This window comes from Burkholderia sp. 4M9327F10, assembly GCF_005503145.1.
Taxonomy (GTDB): Bacteria; Pseudomonadota; Gammaproteobacteria; order Burkholderiales; family Burkholderiaceae; genus Paraburkholderia.
On record NZ_SCNV01000018.1, the window covers coordinates 28,282 to 46,675 of the forward strand.

At 58.3% G+C, this 18,394-nt stretch carries 17 protein-coding genes; 10 read left to right on the top strand and 7 right to left on the bottom strand.

The genetic code is table 11. The features are described 5' to 3' along the window. Positions 1 to 82: 82 nt before the first annotated feature. The 3 genes from FFS45_RS17985 to FFS45_RS17995 form a co-directional block, all read right to left on the bottom strand. Positions 83 to 694, bottom strand: coding sequence for a recombinase family protein (locus FFS45_RS17985; RefSeq protein ID WP_137955981.1), 612 nt, complete (start codon positions 692 to 694; stop codon positions 83 to 85). Positions 695 to 1,150: 456 nt separating this feature from the next. Then, the gene (locus FFS45_RS17990; RefSeq protein WP_349292323.1) at positions 1,151 to 1,588 is read right to left on the bottom strand and encodes a GFA family protein; all 438 of its coding nucleotides are present in this window, start codon (positions 1,586 to 1,588) and stop codon (positions 1,151 to 1,153) included. Positions 1,589 to 1,814: 226 nt separating this feature from the next. Further along, positions 1,815 to 2,582 (bottom strand): hypothetical protein, encoded by a 768-nt coding sequence (locus tag FFS45_RS17995; protein ID WP_137955983.1) that lies wholly within the window; start codon positions 2,580 to 2,582, stop codon positions 1,815 to 1,817. A gap of 514 nt (positions 2,583 to 3,096) precedes the next feature. Between FFS45_RS17995 and FFS45_RS18000 the strand changes: the two genes are divergently transcribed. The 5 genes from FFS45_RS18000 (at position 3,097) to FFS45_RS18020 (ending at position 10,844) form a co-directional block, all read left to right on the top strand. Continuing rightward, positions 3,097 to 3,600, top strand: coding sequence for a hypothetical protein (locus tag FFS45_RS18000; RefSeq protein ID WP_171029680.1), 504 nt, complete (start codon positions 3,097 to 3,099; stop codon positions 3,598 to 3,600). Positions 3,601 to 4,069: 469 nt separating this feature from the next. Beyond that, the gene (locus FFS45_RS18005; RefSeq protein ID WP_137955985.1) at positions 4,070 to 6,580 is read left to right on the top strand and encodes a type VI secretion system Vgr family protein; all 2,511 of its coding nucleotides are present in this window, start codon (positions 4,070 to 4,072) and stop codon (positions 6,578 to 6,580) included. 52 nt (positions 6,581 to 6,632) lie between these two features. After that, on the top strand, positions 6,633 to 9,578 hold the full coding sequence (locus tag FFS45_RS18010; RefSeq protein WP_137955986.1) for a lytic transglycosylase domain-containing protein: 2,946 nt from the start codon (positions 6,633 to 6,635) through the stop codon (positions 9,576 to 9,578). Positions 9,579 to 10,039: 461 nt separating this feature from the next. Further along, a complete protein-coding gene (locus FFS45_RS18015) occupies positions 10,040 to 10,291 on the top strand; it encodes a PAAR domain-containing protein (RefSeq protein WP_137955987.1) in 252 nt (83 codons plus the stop codon). 142 nt (positions 10,292 to 10,433) lie between these two features. Beyond that, a complete protein-coding gene (locus tag FFS45_RS18020; protein ID WP_137955988.1) occupies positions 10,434 to 10,844 on the top strand; it encodes a hypothetical protein in 411 nt (136 codons plus the stop codon). A 70-nt stretch (positions 10,845 to 10,914) separates the two neighbouring features. Here FFS45_RS18020 and FFS45_RS18025 read toward each other — a convergent pair whose 3' ends face one another. Then, entirely contained in the window at positions 10,915 to 12,930 is a 2,016-nt protein-coding gene (locus FFS45_RS18025; RefSeq protein WP_137955989.1) for an acyltransferase family protein, read from the bottom strand. A 242-nt stretch (positions 12,931 to 13,172) separates the two neighbouring features. On the opposite strand from FFS45_RS18025, the gene FFS45_RS18030 reads away from it, so the two are divergent. Continuing rightward, positions 13,173 to 13,502: a helix-turn-helix transcriptional regulator gene (locus FFS45_RS18030; protein ID WP_137956075.1), complete on the top strand. Its 330-nt coding sequence runs from the start codon at positions 13,173 to 13,175 to the stop codon at positions 13,500 to 13,502. An 88-nt stretch (positions 13,503 to 13,590) separates the two neighbouring features. Here the strand turns inward: FFS45_RS18030 and FFS45_RS18035 are convergent, their stop codons facing one another. From FFS45_RS18035 to FFS45_RS18045, 3 genes are all read right to left on the bottom strand, one after another. Next, the gene (locus FFS45_RS18035; protein ID WP_137955990.1) at positions 13,591 to 13,953 is read right to left on the bottom strand and encodes a hypothetical protein; all 363 of its coding nucleotides are present in this window, start codon (positions 13,951 to 13,953) and stop codon (positions 13,591 to 13,593) included. A gap of 97 nt (positions 13,954 to 14,050) precedes the next feature. Beyond that, positions 14,051 to 14,695, bottom strand: coding sequence for a hypothetical protein (locus FFS45_RS18040; RefSeq protein WP_137955991.1), 645 nt, complete (start codon positions 14,693 to 14,695; stop codon positions 14,051 to 14,053). A gap of 14 nt (positions 14,696 to 14,709) precedes the next feature. Continuing rightward, positions 14,710 to 15,018: a hypothetical protein gene (locus tag FFS45_RS18045; RefSeq protein ID WP_137955992.1), complete on the bottom strand. Its 309-nt coding sequence runs from the start codon at positions 15,016 to 15,018 to the stop codon at positions 14,710 to 14,712. Positions 15,019 to 16,177: 1,159 nt separating this feature from the next. On the opposite strand from FFS45_RS18045, the gene FFS45_RS42385 reads away from it, so the two are divergent. The 4 genes from FFS45_RS42385 (at position 16,178) to FFS45_RS18070 (ending at position 18,208) form a co-directional block, all read left to right on the top strand. Continuing rightward, positions 16,178 to 16,369, top strand: coding sequence for a hypothetical protein (locus FFS45_RS42385; RefSeq protein WP_137955993.1), 192 nt, complete (start codon positions 16,178 to 16,180; stop codon positions 16,367 to 16,369). A 176-nt stretch (positions 16,370 to 16,545) separates the two neighbouring features. Continuing rightward, positions 16,546 to 16,803 (top strand): hypothetical protein, encoded by a 258-nt coding sequence (locus FFS45_RS18055; RefSeq protein ID WP_137955994.1) that lies wholly within the window; start codon positions 16,546 to 16,548, stop codon positions 16,801 to 16,803. A 76-nt stretch (positions 16,804 to 16,879) separates the two neighbouring features. Beyond that, positions 16,880 to 17,377 (top strand): hypothetical protein, encoded by a 498-nt coding sequence (locus tag FFS45_RS18060; protein WP_137955995.1) that lies wholly within the window; start codon positions 16,880 to 16,882, stop codon positions 17,375 to 17,377. Positions 17,378 to 17,974: 597 nt separating this feature from the next. After that, positions 17,975 to 18,208: a DUF1488 family protein gene (locus FFS45_RS18070; protein WP_171029681.1), complete on the top strand. Its 234-nt coding sequence runs from the start codon at positions 17,975 to 17,977 to the stop codon at positions 18,206 to 18,208. Positions 18,209 to 18,394 lie beyond the last annotated feature (186 nt).

The window sequence follows — 18,394 nt, forward strand, 5'->3', positions numbered from 1 at the left end:
TGATGTGTCAACACAGGGACATCCGTTGCCTCCACAGAATCACCACCAACATAACCCGGGGCAAGGTGCTATTCGTTGGCGCCTAATCGTGGCGACCCACTGAGGTGCCCTCGGCGCATGCGCGCTTGACCGTCGCAGTCCCGACGCCGAACTTTTCCGCGGTTTCGCGGATGCTTGCGCCCCTTTCGGCGCGCCATGTCTTGATAGCGCCGTAGTCATACGCTCGGGCGCGCCCCTTGTATTTCCCGTCCGCTTTTGCGATCGCCACGCCCCGGCGCTGCATCTCGGCACGGTTCAGATAATCGGCTTCGCCCTGCGCGGCCATGAACGCTAGCACTGCGTCGCGCGTTGCTTTCTCGATGGCGTCTTTGGCCTTTCCATCAAAGACCATCCCGTTGAGCGTGCATTCGACCCGCACACCCAGTTCCATCAGTCGGCGCATGGTGGCGTGCAACTCGTCGTAACGGCGGCTGATCCGGTCGAGCCAGCGCACGATGAGAATGCCGCCGTGCCGCAGATCGTGTTCGGCTTTGCGCCACTGTTCTCGCGCTTCAGGAGCAACGTGGTAGCCGCTGACGCCCTCATCAATGAAAACGTCCTTGTCCTGCACTCCGTGGGCTTTGGCGTCGTCGTACTGGCTCACGGAGGACTGGCCGTCCGTGGTCGAAATCCGCCCGTAATAGAGTTTGCGCATTGTTTGAATTGGATCATTTGAATTGATAGATCAATTTTAACATGGATCAGATAAACAGTTGATCCTGTTGATCTATGTTCAAACGACCCGGCGCATGGCTCGTTACGGTGTACCCAAATGAGCCATTTCACCATCGCAATCGATGATCTCGCGACGCACGGGTGTCACTGCCCTAGCGGGACGCATTAGATCGAGCGAATCCGCCCGCTGAGATGCGGAGCCACGCGCTCATTAGGTGCTTCAGAGTGACCGACTAGGCTGCGAGTACTCAAGCGCCGATGTCCGACTGTCGCCCAAATAGCCCGTGAGTGGCCGCTATCGGAAGCGACGACAGTCAGTTTGGGGGGGATCATGGCCGGCGCGTCAAGCAGTAGCCAGCCAACAAGAGACGGTCAGTGCGGGCGGTCGAATCGTCGACAATGCAACTCGGGTAGCTAAGACGACTGCTGTCGCTGGCTAATCCATGTGCTCGATGTTCCGGGGCATTTCAACCCAGGCGTGCTTGCGTTCTTCGTACACGGAGAAGGTCGGGGCAGGAAACGTCGGGTCTGCGAATGCCCCGACGGTGATGATGATGCTGTCTTCGCGTTCCTCATTGGTGTAATACACCGTGGCACCGCATGTGGGGCAGAAATAAAATGTGCTCTTGCTTCCGCCGTCGCCAACCCGAACGAATGCGTTTGAGGTACCGGCAATGGTCACCGCCCCTGAGGGAAATCGTGCCTGTGCGGCGAACACGCTACCGGTTCTGCGTTGGCATTCGAGGCAGTGGCAAACGGAAACGCCGACCGGGGCCGCCGATGTCGTGGCTGTGAGTTGTCCACACGCGCAACTGGCAGTTCGTTTCGCTTCGAGCATCCTATTTGCGCTTCCTAAACCTGGTGTTGTACACATCTGCTGTCAACGATTCGGCCTGATCCGGTATAAAAACCTCGGTCTCAGTCGTGTGTGGGCACCTGCCGAGGTGGACGTTATCTTACCTCTTCAAAAAATCGATTTGCGTTACGAATCCCCGCTTCCCGAGGCTCCTAGAGCCCATTGTGGGGCACGTTATGCCAGTCGCATAAGACGCTCTTCGGCCAGTTTCAGCCGCTCAATAGCGGAGCTGCTTTGTTGACAATCACGAAGCTGCATATGGAAGAGGCTGGTACTGGCCGCAAATCAAGTCCAGAAACCGGTCACTCGTTACCTCTATTCTGCGTCTCGCGACGGGATCCTTCGGCGCGTGAGGCAAGGCCCAGTATTTCGCTTCGTTCCATCCATGCTCGCGCGGGCGGCCCATAGTGCTCCTCTGCGTGATGAAGCCCCAGAACCAGAGGTCGTCCCATACCAGCAGGTCGTGATCGCGATAATCAAGCTGGTCATGGAGATAGTTATTGATGCCCGCGAACGTGGCTGCCGGAGGTTCTGGAAGACGACGCGTGAGCGCCTTGAACACCGTCGTAATGACCCTGTCGACCGGAAGGCGCAGGTTGTCCCCTTCGAGCACGCTGGTGTCCCGCCAGAACTTTTTCTTCAGGGGCGGGTTGAGTTCGATGTACGCCAGATTCCTAGCAAACAGGGCGGCAGTCTTGGGGCCCCACCCATCCTTGCGGCGAAGGCCATCGACCAGTTCGTACCTGCCGTGGTCCGTGACGAAACTGCTGAAAGCCCCGAAGCTGCTATGTGCGCCGGCGTCGGTGACATCGGTAAAAAACTTGCAGATCAGATCGAGATTTGGTTGCGATTGACTCTGCAGTGCCTTGTGCATCAACAACAGCGCGCGTTCTTCGACTCGCGGGGGCGACAGCGACTCCGTGATGAAGCCGCGCTGCACCTCCGCATTGATGTTGTGATGCCGGCGTAGGAATGCAAACAGATCGGAAATCGGCTTTGGACGTTGAGGCATTGCTCTCTCCTGACGTGTCGGAATAACATCCGAGAGCCCCAACAAGCTCCGGCCATTCGGATTTTATACGGGCGGGAGCGCGTGACGATGCCTCCATTGTTTGCATGCGGTAATTGGTGATTTGGAACGACCGCTATGAAGAAAGCCGGACGTCCTATGTGGGTCGATTTGAGGCGGTCGTCGTCAGGAAGGGATCGGTCAAGAACGGCCAATCGACTTCGGCGTATAGTTCGTCGACAATGCGTGGAAACTGTTCAAGTGCGGGGTGAAAATGCGGCGGATACTCGCGATCGGTGGCGGCGGATTTACGACTGAAAAAGAGCTGTCACCTGTGGATGCATACATCCGGGAGTTGGTGGGAAAGTCACCGCCCGCGAATCTGTTTTATTGCGACTCCCAGCGGGGATAACTCCGTACAGACCGATAAGTTCTACGCCGTCTATGGAGCACTCGGCTTCGAAACTTCAAATCTTTCGTTCTTCAACGGATGGCCTGCGGCAGGGATTGCGCCATAATGAAAAGCAAGATGGAAACAGTCATTGACGAAGTACCTGAGACGAACCCTCTGTATCGGGACGACGGAGACTTGATGCGTGCGCTCGGTTGCATGACCTATGAGGCGGCACATTTCGAGGCTGCGCTTGACTGGGCATGCGAGATAATCGGTCGTCTTGTGAAAAAGCAAGCGAAAACAAAAAATGAACCCCAAAAAATTGCCTTTTGCCATGCAGAGCTTAAGTCCGGTGCCGTTGCTTGCCCGAATCAGGGCCAGATAGTCGAATGGCTTTCGAGCGCGAAGGAGCTGGTTTACGATCGCAACGCAGCGATACATGGACGACTCTATCAACCCTTCAACGAGCAGTTGAGACGAGCGAAAACCCAACACGGCGATGACATCCCGATATCATCGGCCGAGTTGTATGAGTTAGCCAACAACCTGCAGATCGGGAGGATGTACCTCACATTTGTTGCAAATTACAGTCGCCCAGCAGAGGCAGAAACTCATGGTTTGGCCTAGCGCGGTAGGAGCGCAACACGGAATAGCCCGTATGCTCATTGCGTGAGATATGCACCTGAGTTCGCCTTCCAGTTTGAGAGTTATCAAAATTTTATGGAGGCACGCAGATACGTTTTCGTGATTTTTCGTCAAAAAACAACCTGGCAATTTCGTCCTCATCGCGTTAGCTGCGCTTTCCCATTTAACAACGTTTAACCTCGCACGAACATGGCACGGGTTGCCGGGTTTCAGTAAAATTGTGCGCGTGGCTGATATGGCAGTAGCACTGCCTGATCGTCATTTTATGCGGCGTGGATAATCGGATTTGAAATGCGGGATCAAGGCTCGTCTTTTCCCGCTCAGATGGATTTAACAACGGACCCAATGCCCCGACGACTTACTCTATCGGGTGCAGTTATCTACGAAGTAAAACAGGCTGCCCCTTCTGGAACGGCGGCCGCATTGCGTTTTCCATGACACGGGGTTTCGCATGGCCTATGAAGTACTGGACAAGGCGCTGCGCGCCGGATATGCGCAGTCGGACCGGCTGAACAAACTCGATACGCCGCTTGGCGAAGACTGGCTCGTTCCGATGTACGTGAAAGGCTCGGCCCGCCTCGGCGGAAATGTCGAATTCACGGTTGACGCCGTGTCGGCACATGGTGAGAAGATCAAGCTTGGCGCGCTCATGCTGAAACCGGTCACGCTCTGGATTCAGCAGAACGACGGCAGCTATATGCCAATCCACGGCTATGTGCGGCACGCCCGCCGTCTGGGAAGCGATGGGCCGTTGAGCTATTACCAGATTCAGTTTTCGTCATGGCTGAGCTTCCTCAAACTCGGCAGTGATTGCCGCGACTGGCAGGAAGTCGACGGCAGACAGATTCTCTCCGATGTGTTCGCGAAGACCCCGCAGGCGCAGGGCCAGTTCCGCTTCGATCTGCGCTCGCCAATCCGCTCATATTCGCAGCGGGTCCAGTGGGAGGACGACTGGAATTTTGTCCACCGCAGCATGGAGGAGGTCGGTATCTTCCCGCGCTTCGAATTCGCAAAGGACGGCAAGTCACATACGGTCGTCATCATGGACGACCTGTATTTCGTTCCGTCGCTGCCGAAGCAGGTCGTCCGGTTCAGCCGATCGGACATGGACGAGGAATTCGACGGCCTGACGCAGTGGAGCGAGCAGCAGGATACGCAAAGCGAAACGATTACGACGAACACGTTCGACTACATGCGACCCGACCTGCCGAAGGAGGTCAGTTCCCCGGCATTCAATCAGGACGAACTGCCCGCGCAGGGCGAGCAGTACATCTATACCGGCGGGTACTCGTGGTCGGACAGCGAGATGGGCGAACAGCAGGCACGCATCCGCGCGGAGGAAATGTCGAGCCGCGCGAAACGTTACTTCGGCGTCGGCAGTCTGCGGTGCGCACTGCCCGGTTACTGGTACAGGCTCGACGGCCACCCGGTTCACGACAGCGAACCGGCAAACGACCGCGAGATGGCGATCATTGCCGTCGACTGGCTTGTCCAGAACAACGTACCGGGCATTGAAGCCCTCGCGCGGTTCCCGAAGAGCCTGCGCGCCGAAGTCGAGCAGGCGCGCGCAGCGGGTGCCGGATCGACCGTTCGTCATACAGACGGTAGCGCGGGATTTTTTCAGGTAGAGATCGAGGCGCAGCGGCGTCGCGTGCCGTTCCGCAGTCCGCTCAGACATCACAAGCCCGAGATGCATCTGCAGACGGGCATCGTCGGCACGCCGGACAACGAAGAAATCTTTGTCGACTCCCTGAACCGCTCAAAGGTCTGGCTCTCGTGGAGCCGCAAGAGCCGCAACGAACGCGCGTCTGCGTGGATACGCGCAGCCATGCCGGATGCGGGAAGTCAGCGTGGCGGGCATTTCGCGCTGCGCAAGGGAGACGAGGTGCTGGTCGGCTTCGTTAATGGCGATTGCGACCGCCCCGTAATCATCTCGAGGCTGCACGGGGGCGCGACGAAACCGGTCTTCCATTCGCACGGCCTGTTTTCCGGCCATCGCTCAAAGGAGTACGGCGGCGACGGCTTTAACGAATTCCTCATGGACGACGCCAGCGGGCAGAATCGCCTGAGCCTGTACTCGACGAGTTACAGCACTGGCCTCCATATGGGGTATCTGATCCAGCATACGGATAACACCCGCGGCGCGTTCATTGGCACCGGCTTTGACCTGAGATCGGGCGCTTACGGGGCAATCCGCGCTGCACAGGGCATGGTCATCTCGACGCAGCCCGTGGCAACACAGCCGATGAACGTGGCGGCGGCCACCGGACAACTGGCGTGCGCGGAGGCCGTCCTCGAAACCGTCTCGAAGGCGAGCGAAACGAACCGGGGCGAGAGCCTGCAGGACGGACATGATGCACTCAAAAACTTCACCGACGCGACCCAGCACAGCGTAGCGGCTTCGACCGGCAAGGGTGGCCGAACGGCGGGCGGCGGCACGGGCAATGCGAACGGCTTTTCGAAGCCGGTCATGGTGCTGTCGAGTCCTGACGGCATCGCGGCGACTACGCAGCAGTCGGTACACGTCACGGCCGACGAGCATGTCAACACCGTTGCGCGCAAGAACGTCATTCTCGCGGCCGGTAAATCGCTGCTCGCGAGTGTGATGGACGGTATCAGCCTGTTCGCGCAGAACCTGGGCATCAAGCTGATTGCGTCGAAAGGGAAGATCGACATCCAGGCGCTCAGTGACGCGATGAACCTGCTGTCTCAGCTCGATCTCAAGGTCGAGAGTGCGACGGGACGTCTGGTCCTGACGGCCAAAACGGAAGTGTGGCTTGGTGCGGGTGGTTCGTACATCAGCATCAAGGGCGCGGGAATCGAGAACGTCACGACCGGGCACATTCTGGAACGCTGCGCATCGTGGGACAAACCGGGCGGATCAAGTGCGACGGTCAGCGATCCGTTACAGGCGACACCCGTCGCGAGCAAGGGCGGACGTGGCCTGTCGTTTTCCGGCTGACCGCTCACACCTGTAGACCCTTTCTCAAGAATCACAACGGGAACTGAATCCCATGAGCAATTCGCAACAAGGCGCGCAGCATTCTCATCCGGCGCATCCGCAGGCTGCGGCGACTCCAGCCGCGCCAGCCGCACCGCCCTACAAGCCGCTGGCTTTCAGCTTTCCGTTTGCGCCTGCTGGCAAGGACGATGCAGGCGACCCGATGACGTACATGAAGGCGCTCGGCAATGCGCAGAACGGTTTCTATCCGCTCGGCGCAAACGGCCTGTGGCACGGCGGGATACACTTCGATGGAAAAACCGGCAACGCGCTGAAGCAGGACGTTGGCATTCGCGCGATTGCGGATGGTGAGGTGGTCGCGTACCGGCTCGATTCGAAATACCCCGAACTTGAATATCAGGACAAGCGTTCGGCACTCTATTCGACGGGCTTCGTGCTGGTCCGCCACAAGCTGCAGCTTCCGCCGCCGCAACCGAAACAGGATGCGGCCTCACCGAATGCGGCCAGCACGCAGGGCGCATCCAGCACGCCAGCGGCTCCGGCCTCTGCCGCCAGCCCGGCGAGCGCCCCGGCTGCAGCAAGCAGTCCAGCCGCTGCTGCGCAACCTTCGAAAGCTCCCGCCGCCGACACGCTGGTGTTTTTCAGCCTGTACATGCACCTGCTGGACTGGGTCGGATATGAAATGGCGATGGAAGCCGCGAAGGAGGCTCCCGTTGACCCGAACGCACCGAAAATCGACTCGATGCCGTTCTGGGAAGGCGACCGGTACTATCGGGTCGGTACGAAAGCAAAGGACAAACAGGATGCGCCGAAGCCGAAGGCTCTTCCGTCCCTGCCGCAACAGACGGGTGGCGGGATCGGCGCGGACAGCGATCCGATCGGAGCCTTGATCCAGAACGATTTCAAAATGCCGTCGCCAGCCGCAACTGACACCAGCGATGATAACGACGATACGCCCCCAACGACGCCCGTTACCGGCATCCGTGTGCGCGATTCAGCCAACGGAAAGATTATCGGGTTGCTGCCGACAGGCTCGGAACTGGTCATCTCCACAACGGAGAAGTCGGACAAGCCGGGCTGGGCGAAGATCGCGACGATCAGGAGCGGCACGCCGGTCGGGGCGGTAGCGGGTCAGGACGCGTCGCCACACGCGCCGTACGGCTGGGTGTATGTCAATGAACTGGATATCGTGGTTGATCCGAAGCCCCTCGATCAGGTGGTGGTGCTCAGGACGCCGTTTGCCGTGACGGCAGGGACCGTGATCGGTTATCTCGGCCAGTATCAGGACTACACCGATTCAAGTTCCCTGCCGCCGGGACGCACGCATCCGATGCTGCATCTGGAGACGTTTGCCGGACCAGACCTGCAGGATTTCGTCAGCAGGAGCAGAGACCGGGTCAAACAGATACCGGCGTCTAACGCGTTTCTTGAAGTTTCGCCGGGTGCGTTGCTGGTGACGGATATTCCCGAACCCGACCAGACGCTGACCCAGACCGGTCTCCATCTGGTGCCGCTTGGTGATGCGCAAGGATCACACTGGGTAAAGGTGCAACCGAAGAGTGCTCCACCAGCGGCACCGGCTGCATCAACTCAGGCTGGTCATCATGGCAGCCACCACGGACACCATGCTGCACAGCCGCTCCAGAATGTCGGACCGGCGCTATGGGTCGATGCCAGTCTCGCGAACCAGACGACGACAGCGGTGGTCAAGGGCTGGACAGACTTCCCCCTGAAAGTCGCGAACGCGAAGGGACCGGGCGCGGATTTCCGCGACGTGTTCCGCCGCGTCGATCTCGACAAGCTTGGTGCACAGAACGTTGCGAAGGATGACAAAGGCCAGCACTGGTGGAACATCACGATCGGCACGAAGGACGGCGCAACCCGTCAGGGCTGGGTGTGCGAAAAGGACCATCCGCTTACGCGCATGTGTGGCCCGTGGGACTGGCCTGGCTTTGAACTGATCGACCATAGCAGTATCAAACCCATCGACATGCTGATGCGTTACCTGTATGTCACGCAGCAATTGGTCCATGGGGAGGACGAATCGGAGTTCAAACCAAGCGCATCACTGGTGAACGGTGGCGAACTTATTACGAAACTGGAAAAGGCCATTGACACGAGCCATGATGGCAAGATAACTGCGCAGGAATTGAGGGATGCGCAGCAGACGCCGTGGCTGGCTGAAGCCATTTCGCATCTGGTGGTGCGTTGCGAGAGCGAATGGGGCGGCGGCCCCGGCAAGTGGGATGCCCTGTCGCCGCTGATGAAGGAACTGCTGTGGCTCTGGAAAAGCGAGCTTGAGCGGATCAACAAGCTGCAGTGGTGGGAACAGGTGACGGGTGTTGAGGGCTTCCCGAAGGAGCCAACGCCGTGGCACTTTCATCCGATTGGGCTGATTGGGAATTTCAATCATGCGACAGGCGGCTTGGATGAACTCATTAAGAAAATAGGCGACGCCATTTCCGGCGGCGAGGGTGGTTACGAATCGTATAATACGGGAACCAAGGATGTTCCGGGGGGAGGGGTTGGTCATTCATATATGCATCCTCCGGCAGGAACGGTTACTTCAAAAACAATCGATGAAATCTTGGCAACAGACCCACTCTCTGGTACTGATTCAAATCGAATGTTTGCGACAGGGAAATATCAGACAACGTTATACACACTTAGGTCTGGTAAGGCGGCTTTGGGATTGACGGGAAATGAAAAATACGATGCAGATATGCAGGAGCGTTTTTTCAGAGACTATCTCTTCAACAAGGCCGGGGGTGGTGCATTGGCCGCTTTTGTTAAAAGCGGAAAGGGAACTATAGACGACGCCCAGTATGCTGCGGCGCAGGAGTGGGCTTCTATCTCAGCTCCGCAGGGTCGCCCGATTCAAGACGGTAGAATATCGAACGGTCACATGTCGTACTATCAAGGCGCGGCCAACACGAATAATGACAGTTCCACTGGGAAATTGGTGGATGTTCTCAATCAAATTGAAGGGACGAGGTGATAAACGTGAGGCTAAAATTGTCTTTGAAATATCATTTTTGCGCATTGCTACTTGTTTTTTCCGGTGCTGTGCTTGCTGAGTCAAGCGTTAGTGCACTCAATGTTCCTGCCATAAAAGCCGAGACACCCTACGGTAAGGTTCGTGAAATCATGTTGGAGCATGGATGGAGTCCATATCACGGTGCCAATGCCTTACCGTGTGCTTCTGAAGACGAAAGGTGCAAAGGACGTCCCGAAATGCAAGTGTGCTCAGACGTTGGGCTTGGCCAATGTTCTTGGTTATGGAAAAAGGGCGGGAAGATCGTTCTTATAAAAACACAAGATGACGACTTGTTTTATGGCGTTACTCGGTACTATGGGCATTGAAATGAGGTTTAATACTGAGATCGTTGATTGATCGTAATGATCCGGTTAGTCTGATATAGATTCCTCATAGCCAATGCTGTCTTAATACATCACATCATGATGAACCTCATTCGTGTTGGCGACGATACCGACCACGATGGTAAGGTTGAAACGGGCTCTACAACAATGCGCTTCGACGGTCGTTTCGTCGCCCGCAAGGGTGATCGTGTCTCGTGCCCTCGCCACCCCGACGTGTCGCCCAATGTGATTGAGGAAGGCGACACATCGATGACCGATGGTGGTATCCCGATTGCCCGACACGGGCACCGGGCTACCTGCGGGTGTCACCTGATTTCGAGCCTGGTCTGACCGGTTATAGGGGCTTTATACAATTCGAAGCGGCAGCCATCCAGCCTGCAACGCCGAACACATCCTACCTTCACGTGTACCAACTTTCGTGAAATCCCGACCGGCAAAAAAGAAAACATCACGAGGCAGCCCACGTGCCGCATTGACGAAAGAAAAACTGCTCCCGCCGACGGCCGGATCAGCGCGCGAGGTTTCCCTGCGCAATCACCTTGCGCTTGCTGCTTGCCGCAGCGGTGCCGGAAGCACGGCGCTTCTCGGCGAGATGTTCATCGTGGCCAGCCTGAGCTGGTTTCTGCGAGAAGCAGGTTTCGGCGATGAACCCGATTCCTTCTATCACGATGTACAGGGGGCACTCGAACGTTGCGTTGCGCTCACATTTAGCAGCGAAGCCTGGAGCATTGAATCTGCCGACGAGGTTATTCTTGCGGGGCTGCTGTGTTTCTACGACCAGCAGTTCGCGGCCGCACCAGTTTATGTGATGGATGGTGCGCGAAAGCGGATATTGCGTCTGGCGCAGGCTAAGTGGATGCTCCCGTGGCCCGGCAGGGAGTAGCGCATTGCCTCGCTCCACGCTGGCAGTCATCGGAAGTCCGGGAGCACATCGGGTTGCTGTGAGCGAGGGTTCAAGGTCCACGGCGTAGAAGCGGCAGGAACTGTCCGGCAACAAGTCCATTCGCGTAGTCGGACATGTGATCGCCATAGCTATAAAGATATTTCCCGTTCATCGTCATCGGGCAGACATTCCGCTGCGAGTCACACAGCACAGACGTAGGGTCGTAGACGGTCAGATCAGGATGGCGTGCCTTTATCTGGTCAACGATGCTGCGGTAGGCGGATGTGCGGTCGAGATAACTGCGATAGCTGATTGCACAACGCTGGGCAGCATTGAGGTCCGACACGCCGAGCACGCGATGCACAAACGGCCATGCGAGCGGCCGTCGGTCCATGCACTGCCGGGGATCGCGCAGTTCGGGATTGTCCAGCATGAGCGCGACGCGTTTGCCTGCGTGCAGCAGAACGGCGATTGCATTATCCAGCCCGTCGCCCGCGGCGGACATCGTCGCCTTTGACGAACCGTCATATGCGAACTGCGGACCGACAATATCCCGGCTGGCTGCAACCAGTACGACGGTCGTCAACTCTGGATTGCCGAGCAGCATGCGCAACGCGGCGTTATTCGCCTCGCGACACTCGTCCGCGTCACCCACCGCATTCGATGCGATTTCATGCACGCCAGCCATCGGCGGACAGCTTGCGCGCGCAACCAGCGTCCAGCTCATGCCTGGCATTGACTTACGCACCAGCCCCCAGTACAGCGCGTCGGCCTTGCTGTCGCCCCACACCGCGAAATGGGAGGGTGCCCGTTTGTCCGTCGCGCAGAACTGGAAGAGGTGCCGGTCGGCAGATGACACGCCGCACGTGAGATTGACGAATTCGTGACCCGCGCCCAGCGTTGCCGTGGTGACATCCGCATCCGGGCTGTACCCCTTCCTGAACCCGAACCCTCCGCGAACATACGTCATGCCGCCAAGATACGCCGCGCCGAGCATCAGCACGCACGGCGCAACCAGTTTCCACCGGACCTGCGGCCCGAAGCGAACCGGCCGTTCAACGAGCACGGTTGTCAGCCACGCCAGCGCGATGCTCACGGCGACAATGCCGATCCGCACGCCCACTGGCGGTTCACCGTCCGCGACAATGAAACACAGCGACAGCAGCGGCCAGTGCCACAGGTACAGCGCGTAGCTGATTTTGCCGAACCACACCGCGACCGGATTACCGAGCAGCAGCCGGTTCGCCACCCCTTTCGGACCCGCTGCAATCAACGCTGCCGCGCCTAGCACCGGTGGCACCGCAAACCATCCCGGAAAGGGCAACCGGGAATTCAGCACGATAAACGAGACCACGCACAGCAACAGACCGATCGATGACGCGCTATGGGCGTGGTCGTTTCGCTTCACGCATCTGCCGGAAGCCGCGATTGCGAGCCCGGCGCCTGCGGCCAGCTCCCACATGCGGCTTGTCGGCCAGTAAAACGCGGCGGTCGGGTGATACCGGACCAGCCAGATGGCTGACACGAACGACAGTAATCCGGTCACTGCGCAGACCAGCGCGACCCGACGCAGCCGAACGGCGACGTACATCAGGACAGGCCACACGATGTAGAACTGCTCCTCGACGCCGAGCGACCAGAGATGAAGCAGGGGCTTGGCGGAAGCGGTCTGGTCAAAATATCCGGCTTCCATCCAGAACGCCCAGTTCGAGACGAATCCCGCGCCCGCGAGCACGTGTTTTCCAAGCTCGCGGTACTCGTCGCCGGTCAGGCAGAACCAGCCCATCGCCCACGTCGCGAGTAGCACGGTCACGAGTGCGGGAAATATGCGCCGGATACGCCGCGCATAGAACTGTGCCAGCGAATACTGTCCTGCCTGCATGTCGGCGAGCAGGATGCCGGTAATCAGGTAGCCGGAAATGACAAAGAAGATATCGACGCCGACGAAGCCTCCCGGCAGCACCGCTGGAAACGCGTGAAAGATAACGACCGCGAGCACGGCAATCGCGCGCAGGCCATCAATGTCGGGACGATAGGTGTGTGATCTTGCGGTCGCTACGGCGACAACGGGGAGTGTTCTGGTCATGGTTGTGCGGGTGCGCGAGGCGGGCGGACGGCAAGAAGCCCCCGGATGCGTTCGTGCGCCAGTTCCGGTTTGTAGTGTTTACTCGACAAACAAAGGCGTAACAAACCCCTGCGTCCTGATAGACACAGTCAGCAAGGGAGAGCGATATGGATCAGCGGAAATCGGATTGTAGAGTAAACACGACGTATAATGTCGTGTTTACAGCGTCGTTAATCAGTCTACAGATGGGCATCCTGCCCACCATGACCGTCAAACGATTCGCCTCTGTGCCCACCAAACCCGCCCCGATCTCCATTGCGCTGGGCGGCCGTATCAAGCAGCGTCGGCACGAAGTGGAGAAATCGCAGGAAACGCTGGCGTTCGAGGCGCACGTGGATCGCACCTACATTTCGGCGATCGAGCGAGGCGTCGCCAATCCGTCCATCGAGACGCTGGCGAACATCTGCTATGCGCTGAACGTAACGCTGGCTGAACTGTTCGAGCCGCTGGGTGGCGTTTCACTTGCGCCGACCGGCGAGCGCCGCGCAAATGCTGCGACGCCGCCCGACATCAAACGCTCCCGGTTCCGCTGATCCGTTTTCCGGCTATCTGCTGGCGGGTCATCGCACGACCGTCAACCGGCGTGAAGCATGCGGTTGACGGCGTGCAAATCTGGATGAATCAGGCGACCCAGCCCATCAGGATGCTGCAGCCGACCACTGTGCCGATCAGCAGTCCGACTATCTGCGGCCCGACGCTCCAGAAAATCTTTGCCCCGAGCATTCCCTGCAAACCGCCGCTGGTGATGATGATGTCCGGTTTCGCTGCGCGGCGAAGTGCATTGCCGATCCGCACGCCGACGACGCCCAGTAGTGCGCCCGCAATCCAGACGAAGACGAACTTGAGCGCCAGATGCTGGGTGTGCGGTGGCATATCGGCTCCCGTCGCCATGAATGAGATCAGGAGGGCGATGATCGCCCAGAGCACCGCGCCGAGGCGGCTTTTTCTGGCGGGGGTCTTAACTTGGTTGTTGCTGGTTTCCATGTTTATTCCTTGTTGATAGATAGTGAAGTTCAGATGTAAATGCACGTCGGACGAACGTCATTGCGCCGGAAGAGTGAACCGGAGACGTTTGAGGTAACTACGGCGGCTTATCGGAGCGTTTCTCACGGATCGACACCGCGCCGTCGAGCACCGCGGAAAACGTTTCTCGCGCCGTGATGTAGGTTCCATACCGGGCGCGTTTGCCGGAATCGGGGTTCGCGTAATCCAGGCGTGCGTTGCACGTCGCCATGGGAGCATCGCGCTCCGCCGGATCGAGGATCAGCAGCGCATGGGGCTGGAATCTGCAACCCTGCGTGCGGCCCTCGCTGCCCACGACCAGCACGGCATGCGAAAGGGACTGCCCGATCGGCCGCCAGCTCGCAATCACCAGATGTCCGCGCGACAGTTCCTGTTCGCAGAAGTCGAGCACTTTGCGGTGAGCACCTTCGAGAACGGCGGGTTGCAGGCTCCAGTCGCACTCCCGTATGACCCCCGCCACTTCCGTGAGCGTTGCACCCGTGAAGTACAGCGGCGCTGCACGGTTCCAGAGATCGGCTTCCGGTCCCCGGCGTCGCCACGACACGGCGGTCGGATCGGCGATGCGCCCGAGTATCGCGAGAGCACTTGCCGTAGCGTAAAGCGAGCATGCCGAGTCCCAGTCGCCCTGAAGGGCGTGAATTGCGAATTTCGATCCCGCCCGTAACGTCTGTCCGGGCGTGAGACGGGGATGAAGTCGTTGCACGATGAACTCCCGCATCAGTATTCGCCCGGCAGGAGCACGGTGCTTACGCTTCTGTCGCGCTCGGTGATGATCCAGACGCGCTCCCGCGAGGCGCCAATCTCGTAGCAGGACAGGATGCGTAAGCCGACAACGATTGCTTCGAGATTGAGTCGCACATCCGCTGCACAGAGACTTCCGAAATCGCCGTTCTGATGACGCCATAGCAAGGTCGTAGCATTGGTGCCGGTCCGATCCAGTACATCGATCGCGCCGGGTGTGGCCACGACCTGCCCGAGCGGAAATAGCGGTTGCAACTGGTGATCTGGTGATGTATTCGGTTTCATGATGAGGTTTAGGTATCCGAAATATTTGAGGCGTGAGTCATCTCCGGATGACGATCCGGTCACAGGCTCTGGAGTGGGAAAACTGGAAACGCGAGGCTGCTGCGGGTGCGTTTCAGGAAAACAGGGTGCTACAAGGGAGGTCGACGGTGCAACTCAAGGCACAGACCGGATGAGAACAAAGATTCGCGCAGGTAAAGACAAGGTTGAGGCGATAAAAACGTATTTTTGCCAGAAAATCAACATAAACGGCCATCGAACCGGCATTCGTCGGTGAAAATTTAACACAAATCGCGCTAAATTGATAAAAGAGTCAGATCACCCGATCAAAAATCGGAAAACTTTGCCAATCTTACGGGGTTGCCGCATTTCCGACGCTGCCGGGATGCCAGAAATCGTCTTCCGGCCCGTTTTCCGGGCCGCCAGCGGCTTCCAATTCCCCGGCCAAGGGTTTGCGCGGGGTAAGAGGATGCGGGGCGCTATGGCTCGGATTCCCTTGCTGAAAGAATCGTAATAGTTGACGCGGCGCAGCAATTGCCGGTTCGACCCCGCTCCGGTGCCGAAAATCGGGTCATCCCGCCCATTTTTTAAGCATGATCTGTGGTTTCAGGCGCTTTCAGGTGATTGGCAGTCCAAAGCCTGGTTTAGGAGCTTGTCTTGACCGTCGCCGGTCCGACAAGGCCAGGGATATTGAAGATTCAGTGTCGCTGCGTTCGCGAACGCGAGGTGCAATCACTGTAGTAGATAGCCGAACTGGGTAGCCAATCAGATTCCCGGTGCAAAGATTCCTTGTGGTGTCATACCCGTCGCGCGACGGGTCACACATACGTTGCATGGTGAACCGGCGGTCGATGATGGTGCGGTAGCAGCATGTGCCGACAGCGGCGAACCAGATGTCCGCGATACCTGACGCGTTTGCACACGACACGCGGATGCGCTTCGGCCGCACTTGGGGCAAAAGACGCAACTGCAACCAATGCGCTCAACAAAACCAACGTCATGAATTTCTGCACGATAACTCCTCCATTCACGGAGGTGCGATTCTACCCGGCGGTATGAATGTGTTATCAGGCGCGCATGGGTCGGATGCGATAATGGCCGGTGGGCTGGGACGCCATTGTCCCAAAGACCGATAGCAGCGAAGACCATATACGAGGCATCCGTGGAATACCGCGTTTCCTATGAACACAGCCTTGCAAGCGAGCCAGCCAATTTCATTGCGCAGGTACCGTCGCAGTTAGTCACGGACGTTCCCGCGACGATACCGCGCGCGCTGTTGCCTGAGTTCATCGCTGATCTCATCCGGCAGCGGTCGCCACAGATTGGGCGAATCCGAAACTTGCGCATCCTTTAGGCCACGAATCGGGCGACGTCTAAGTGAAATCAGATGATCCAGCGAGCCGGACGGATCGCCGCCGACATCGAGCGGGTTTCACCCAGAATTGGCCATAGTGTTTCCTGCCCTTGAGGCTAGGGTAAGAAGTCAAGCATTGCCGTGGGCTCGTCGAAGCGCCGCGCTGAGGACTCGATATGACCCTGCTGAAAAGCCGCCTCGCGGCGACAGATTCAAAGCTCAAGGAAATCAAAGGCGCCAAACGGGCATCAGATAAAGTACGTCGTCAGCAGTACAAGCAGACAAAAGCGGATCGTGAACGGAAGGTGATCTTTGTCGGCGAAGCCGTCATGCGTCGTCTCGATCGTGGTGAATGGAACGAAGCCGACTTCCGGCAGATGATGGATGAGGCGCTATCTCGGCCCGCTGATCGTGCTCTCTTCGATCTCGACTGATTTTTCTTTGTCCAACCGGCAACGCAGCGACATTCCGAGGTGTTCCTCGAAGAGCTAATCGATATCCGAGCGCGCTATGTTCTACCTGCACTGTACGACGAAGCTTCTTGACCGTCTGAAATCCGAAGTGGTCACCAGCGGCACCAGCACCACTTGCCTTGGAAGCTGGTACGCCACGGCTTTGCTATGGAAACCGCAGCTTGCGCTCTTCGTCAACGAACGAACGCTTCTCCCGGTCCTGATGCCTTTAGCTCCGGCGTCCAGCACGGCAGCCAGATTCCCCCGCTTCCTAGCCCATGTCCTTGCCGCCCACGGTGTTCAGCCGCCGTTCATTGAGCGAGAGCTACCGGAAATGCAGGAAGTCCGATGCGCAAAGACGACAAATCGTAGTGTCGTCGGCATCATGACCCAGTTTTCCCATTTCGCTGAAGGCTATCGTGGTAGCGACGAAATGAATGACCTTGTAGCGTTGTCGATTAGGCTGGCGCGTATGCCTTGCAGTCCGCTGTACAAGGGGGCCGTGTTCCCGGACAAGGCGCTGCGCGAACTGGTCGGAGCTGGATCACTGCAATAGCGGCCTCGATATCTTTGTCCCCCGGCTTCTTCTTCCGAGGTCTCCGTCAGTTCGTATCGGTAGCGGCGAACCGCGTGCTTGCGATACCGAACGCAGTTGCTACCGGTTCCCATCAACCAGCGACCCCATCACCTGCTTCGTCAGAAATCTGGACGGCTAAACAAATCTCCCCCAGTCAGCGCGCGGTACCATCGCGCGTGGAACAGGTACACACGCTTACGGGCGCGCATCGCCCCCACGTAGAACAGCCGCCGCTCTTCTTCGACAGTTCCCGTGCGGAATGCACGGTGTAGCGGCAATCGCTACGGCGTTCCTCGGTATGAGCCATCAGAAGATCGGCATTGTTTGACGTACCGCGACGCAGATCGCGGCTGGGCCGTCGATCTGTTCCGGTCAAGAGCTTCAAGGTCTCCGCCGTCACGGCCACCAGCAAGCAGGCGAAGAACTTCGACTGACGCTCGAATTGCCCCGACCGTGGAAGGGTGGGGCAATGTGCATAGGCCGAAGCGGTAGTCGGGTACGCGTCTGACCGCGTGTTAGTCTGTTGTGCGGTGACAACCAAAACGGAAAGGGGCCATGTACAGGATGTTCAATCCCATGAATGCTGGCGACGATGTAGGCGTTGACTTTGATCTTGAGGTCAACGGCGTCGTGCAGAAGTTCTGCGTCAGCAGTGAAGCCATCGAAGACCTGAGCAAAAGCGAAAAGCTGCACGGGAGGGAAATGATCGACGCATTCCAAGAATACGCCGACCGGATTTGCGAGGTCGCGCAGCGCAAACACGGTTCACCCAGTAACGGGCGAATCCTCCTGAAGACCTCGGACTTCTGATCTGGTGCCCCGTTCGGTGACGCGATAGGGCTTTGTACCGGCGCTAAAGGTTTGCCCGTGTTGGCGAAGCGTGATACTGGGAGCGGGCGCGTAGTTACGAGTGTGCCCTCGCCATGCACGAGAATGCGCTTGCGTGTGCGCGGAACGTGATTTTCGAAATCGGTGCGGGGCGCACGGTACCGACGG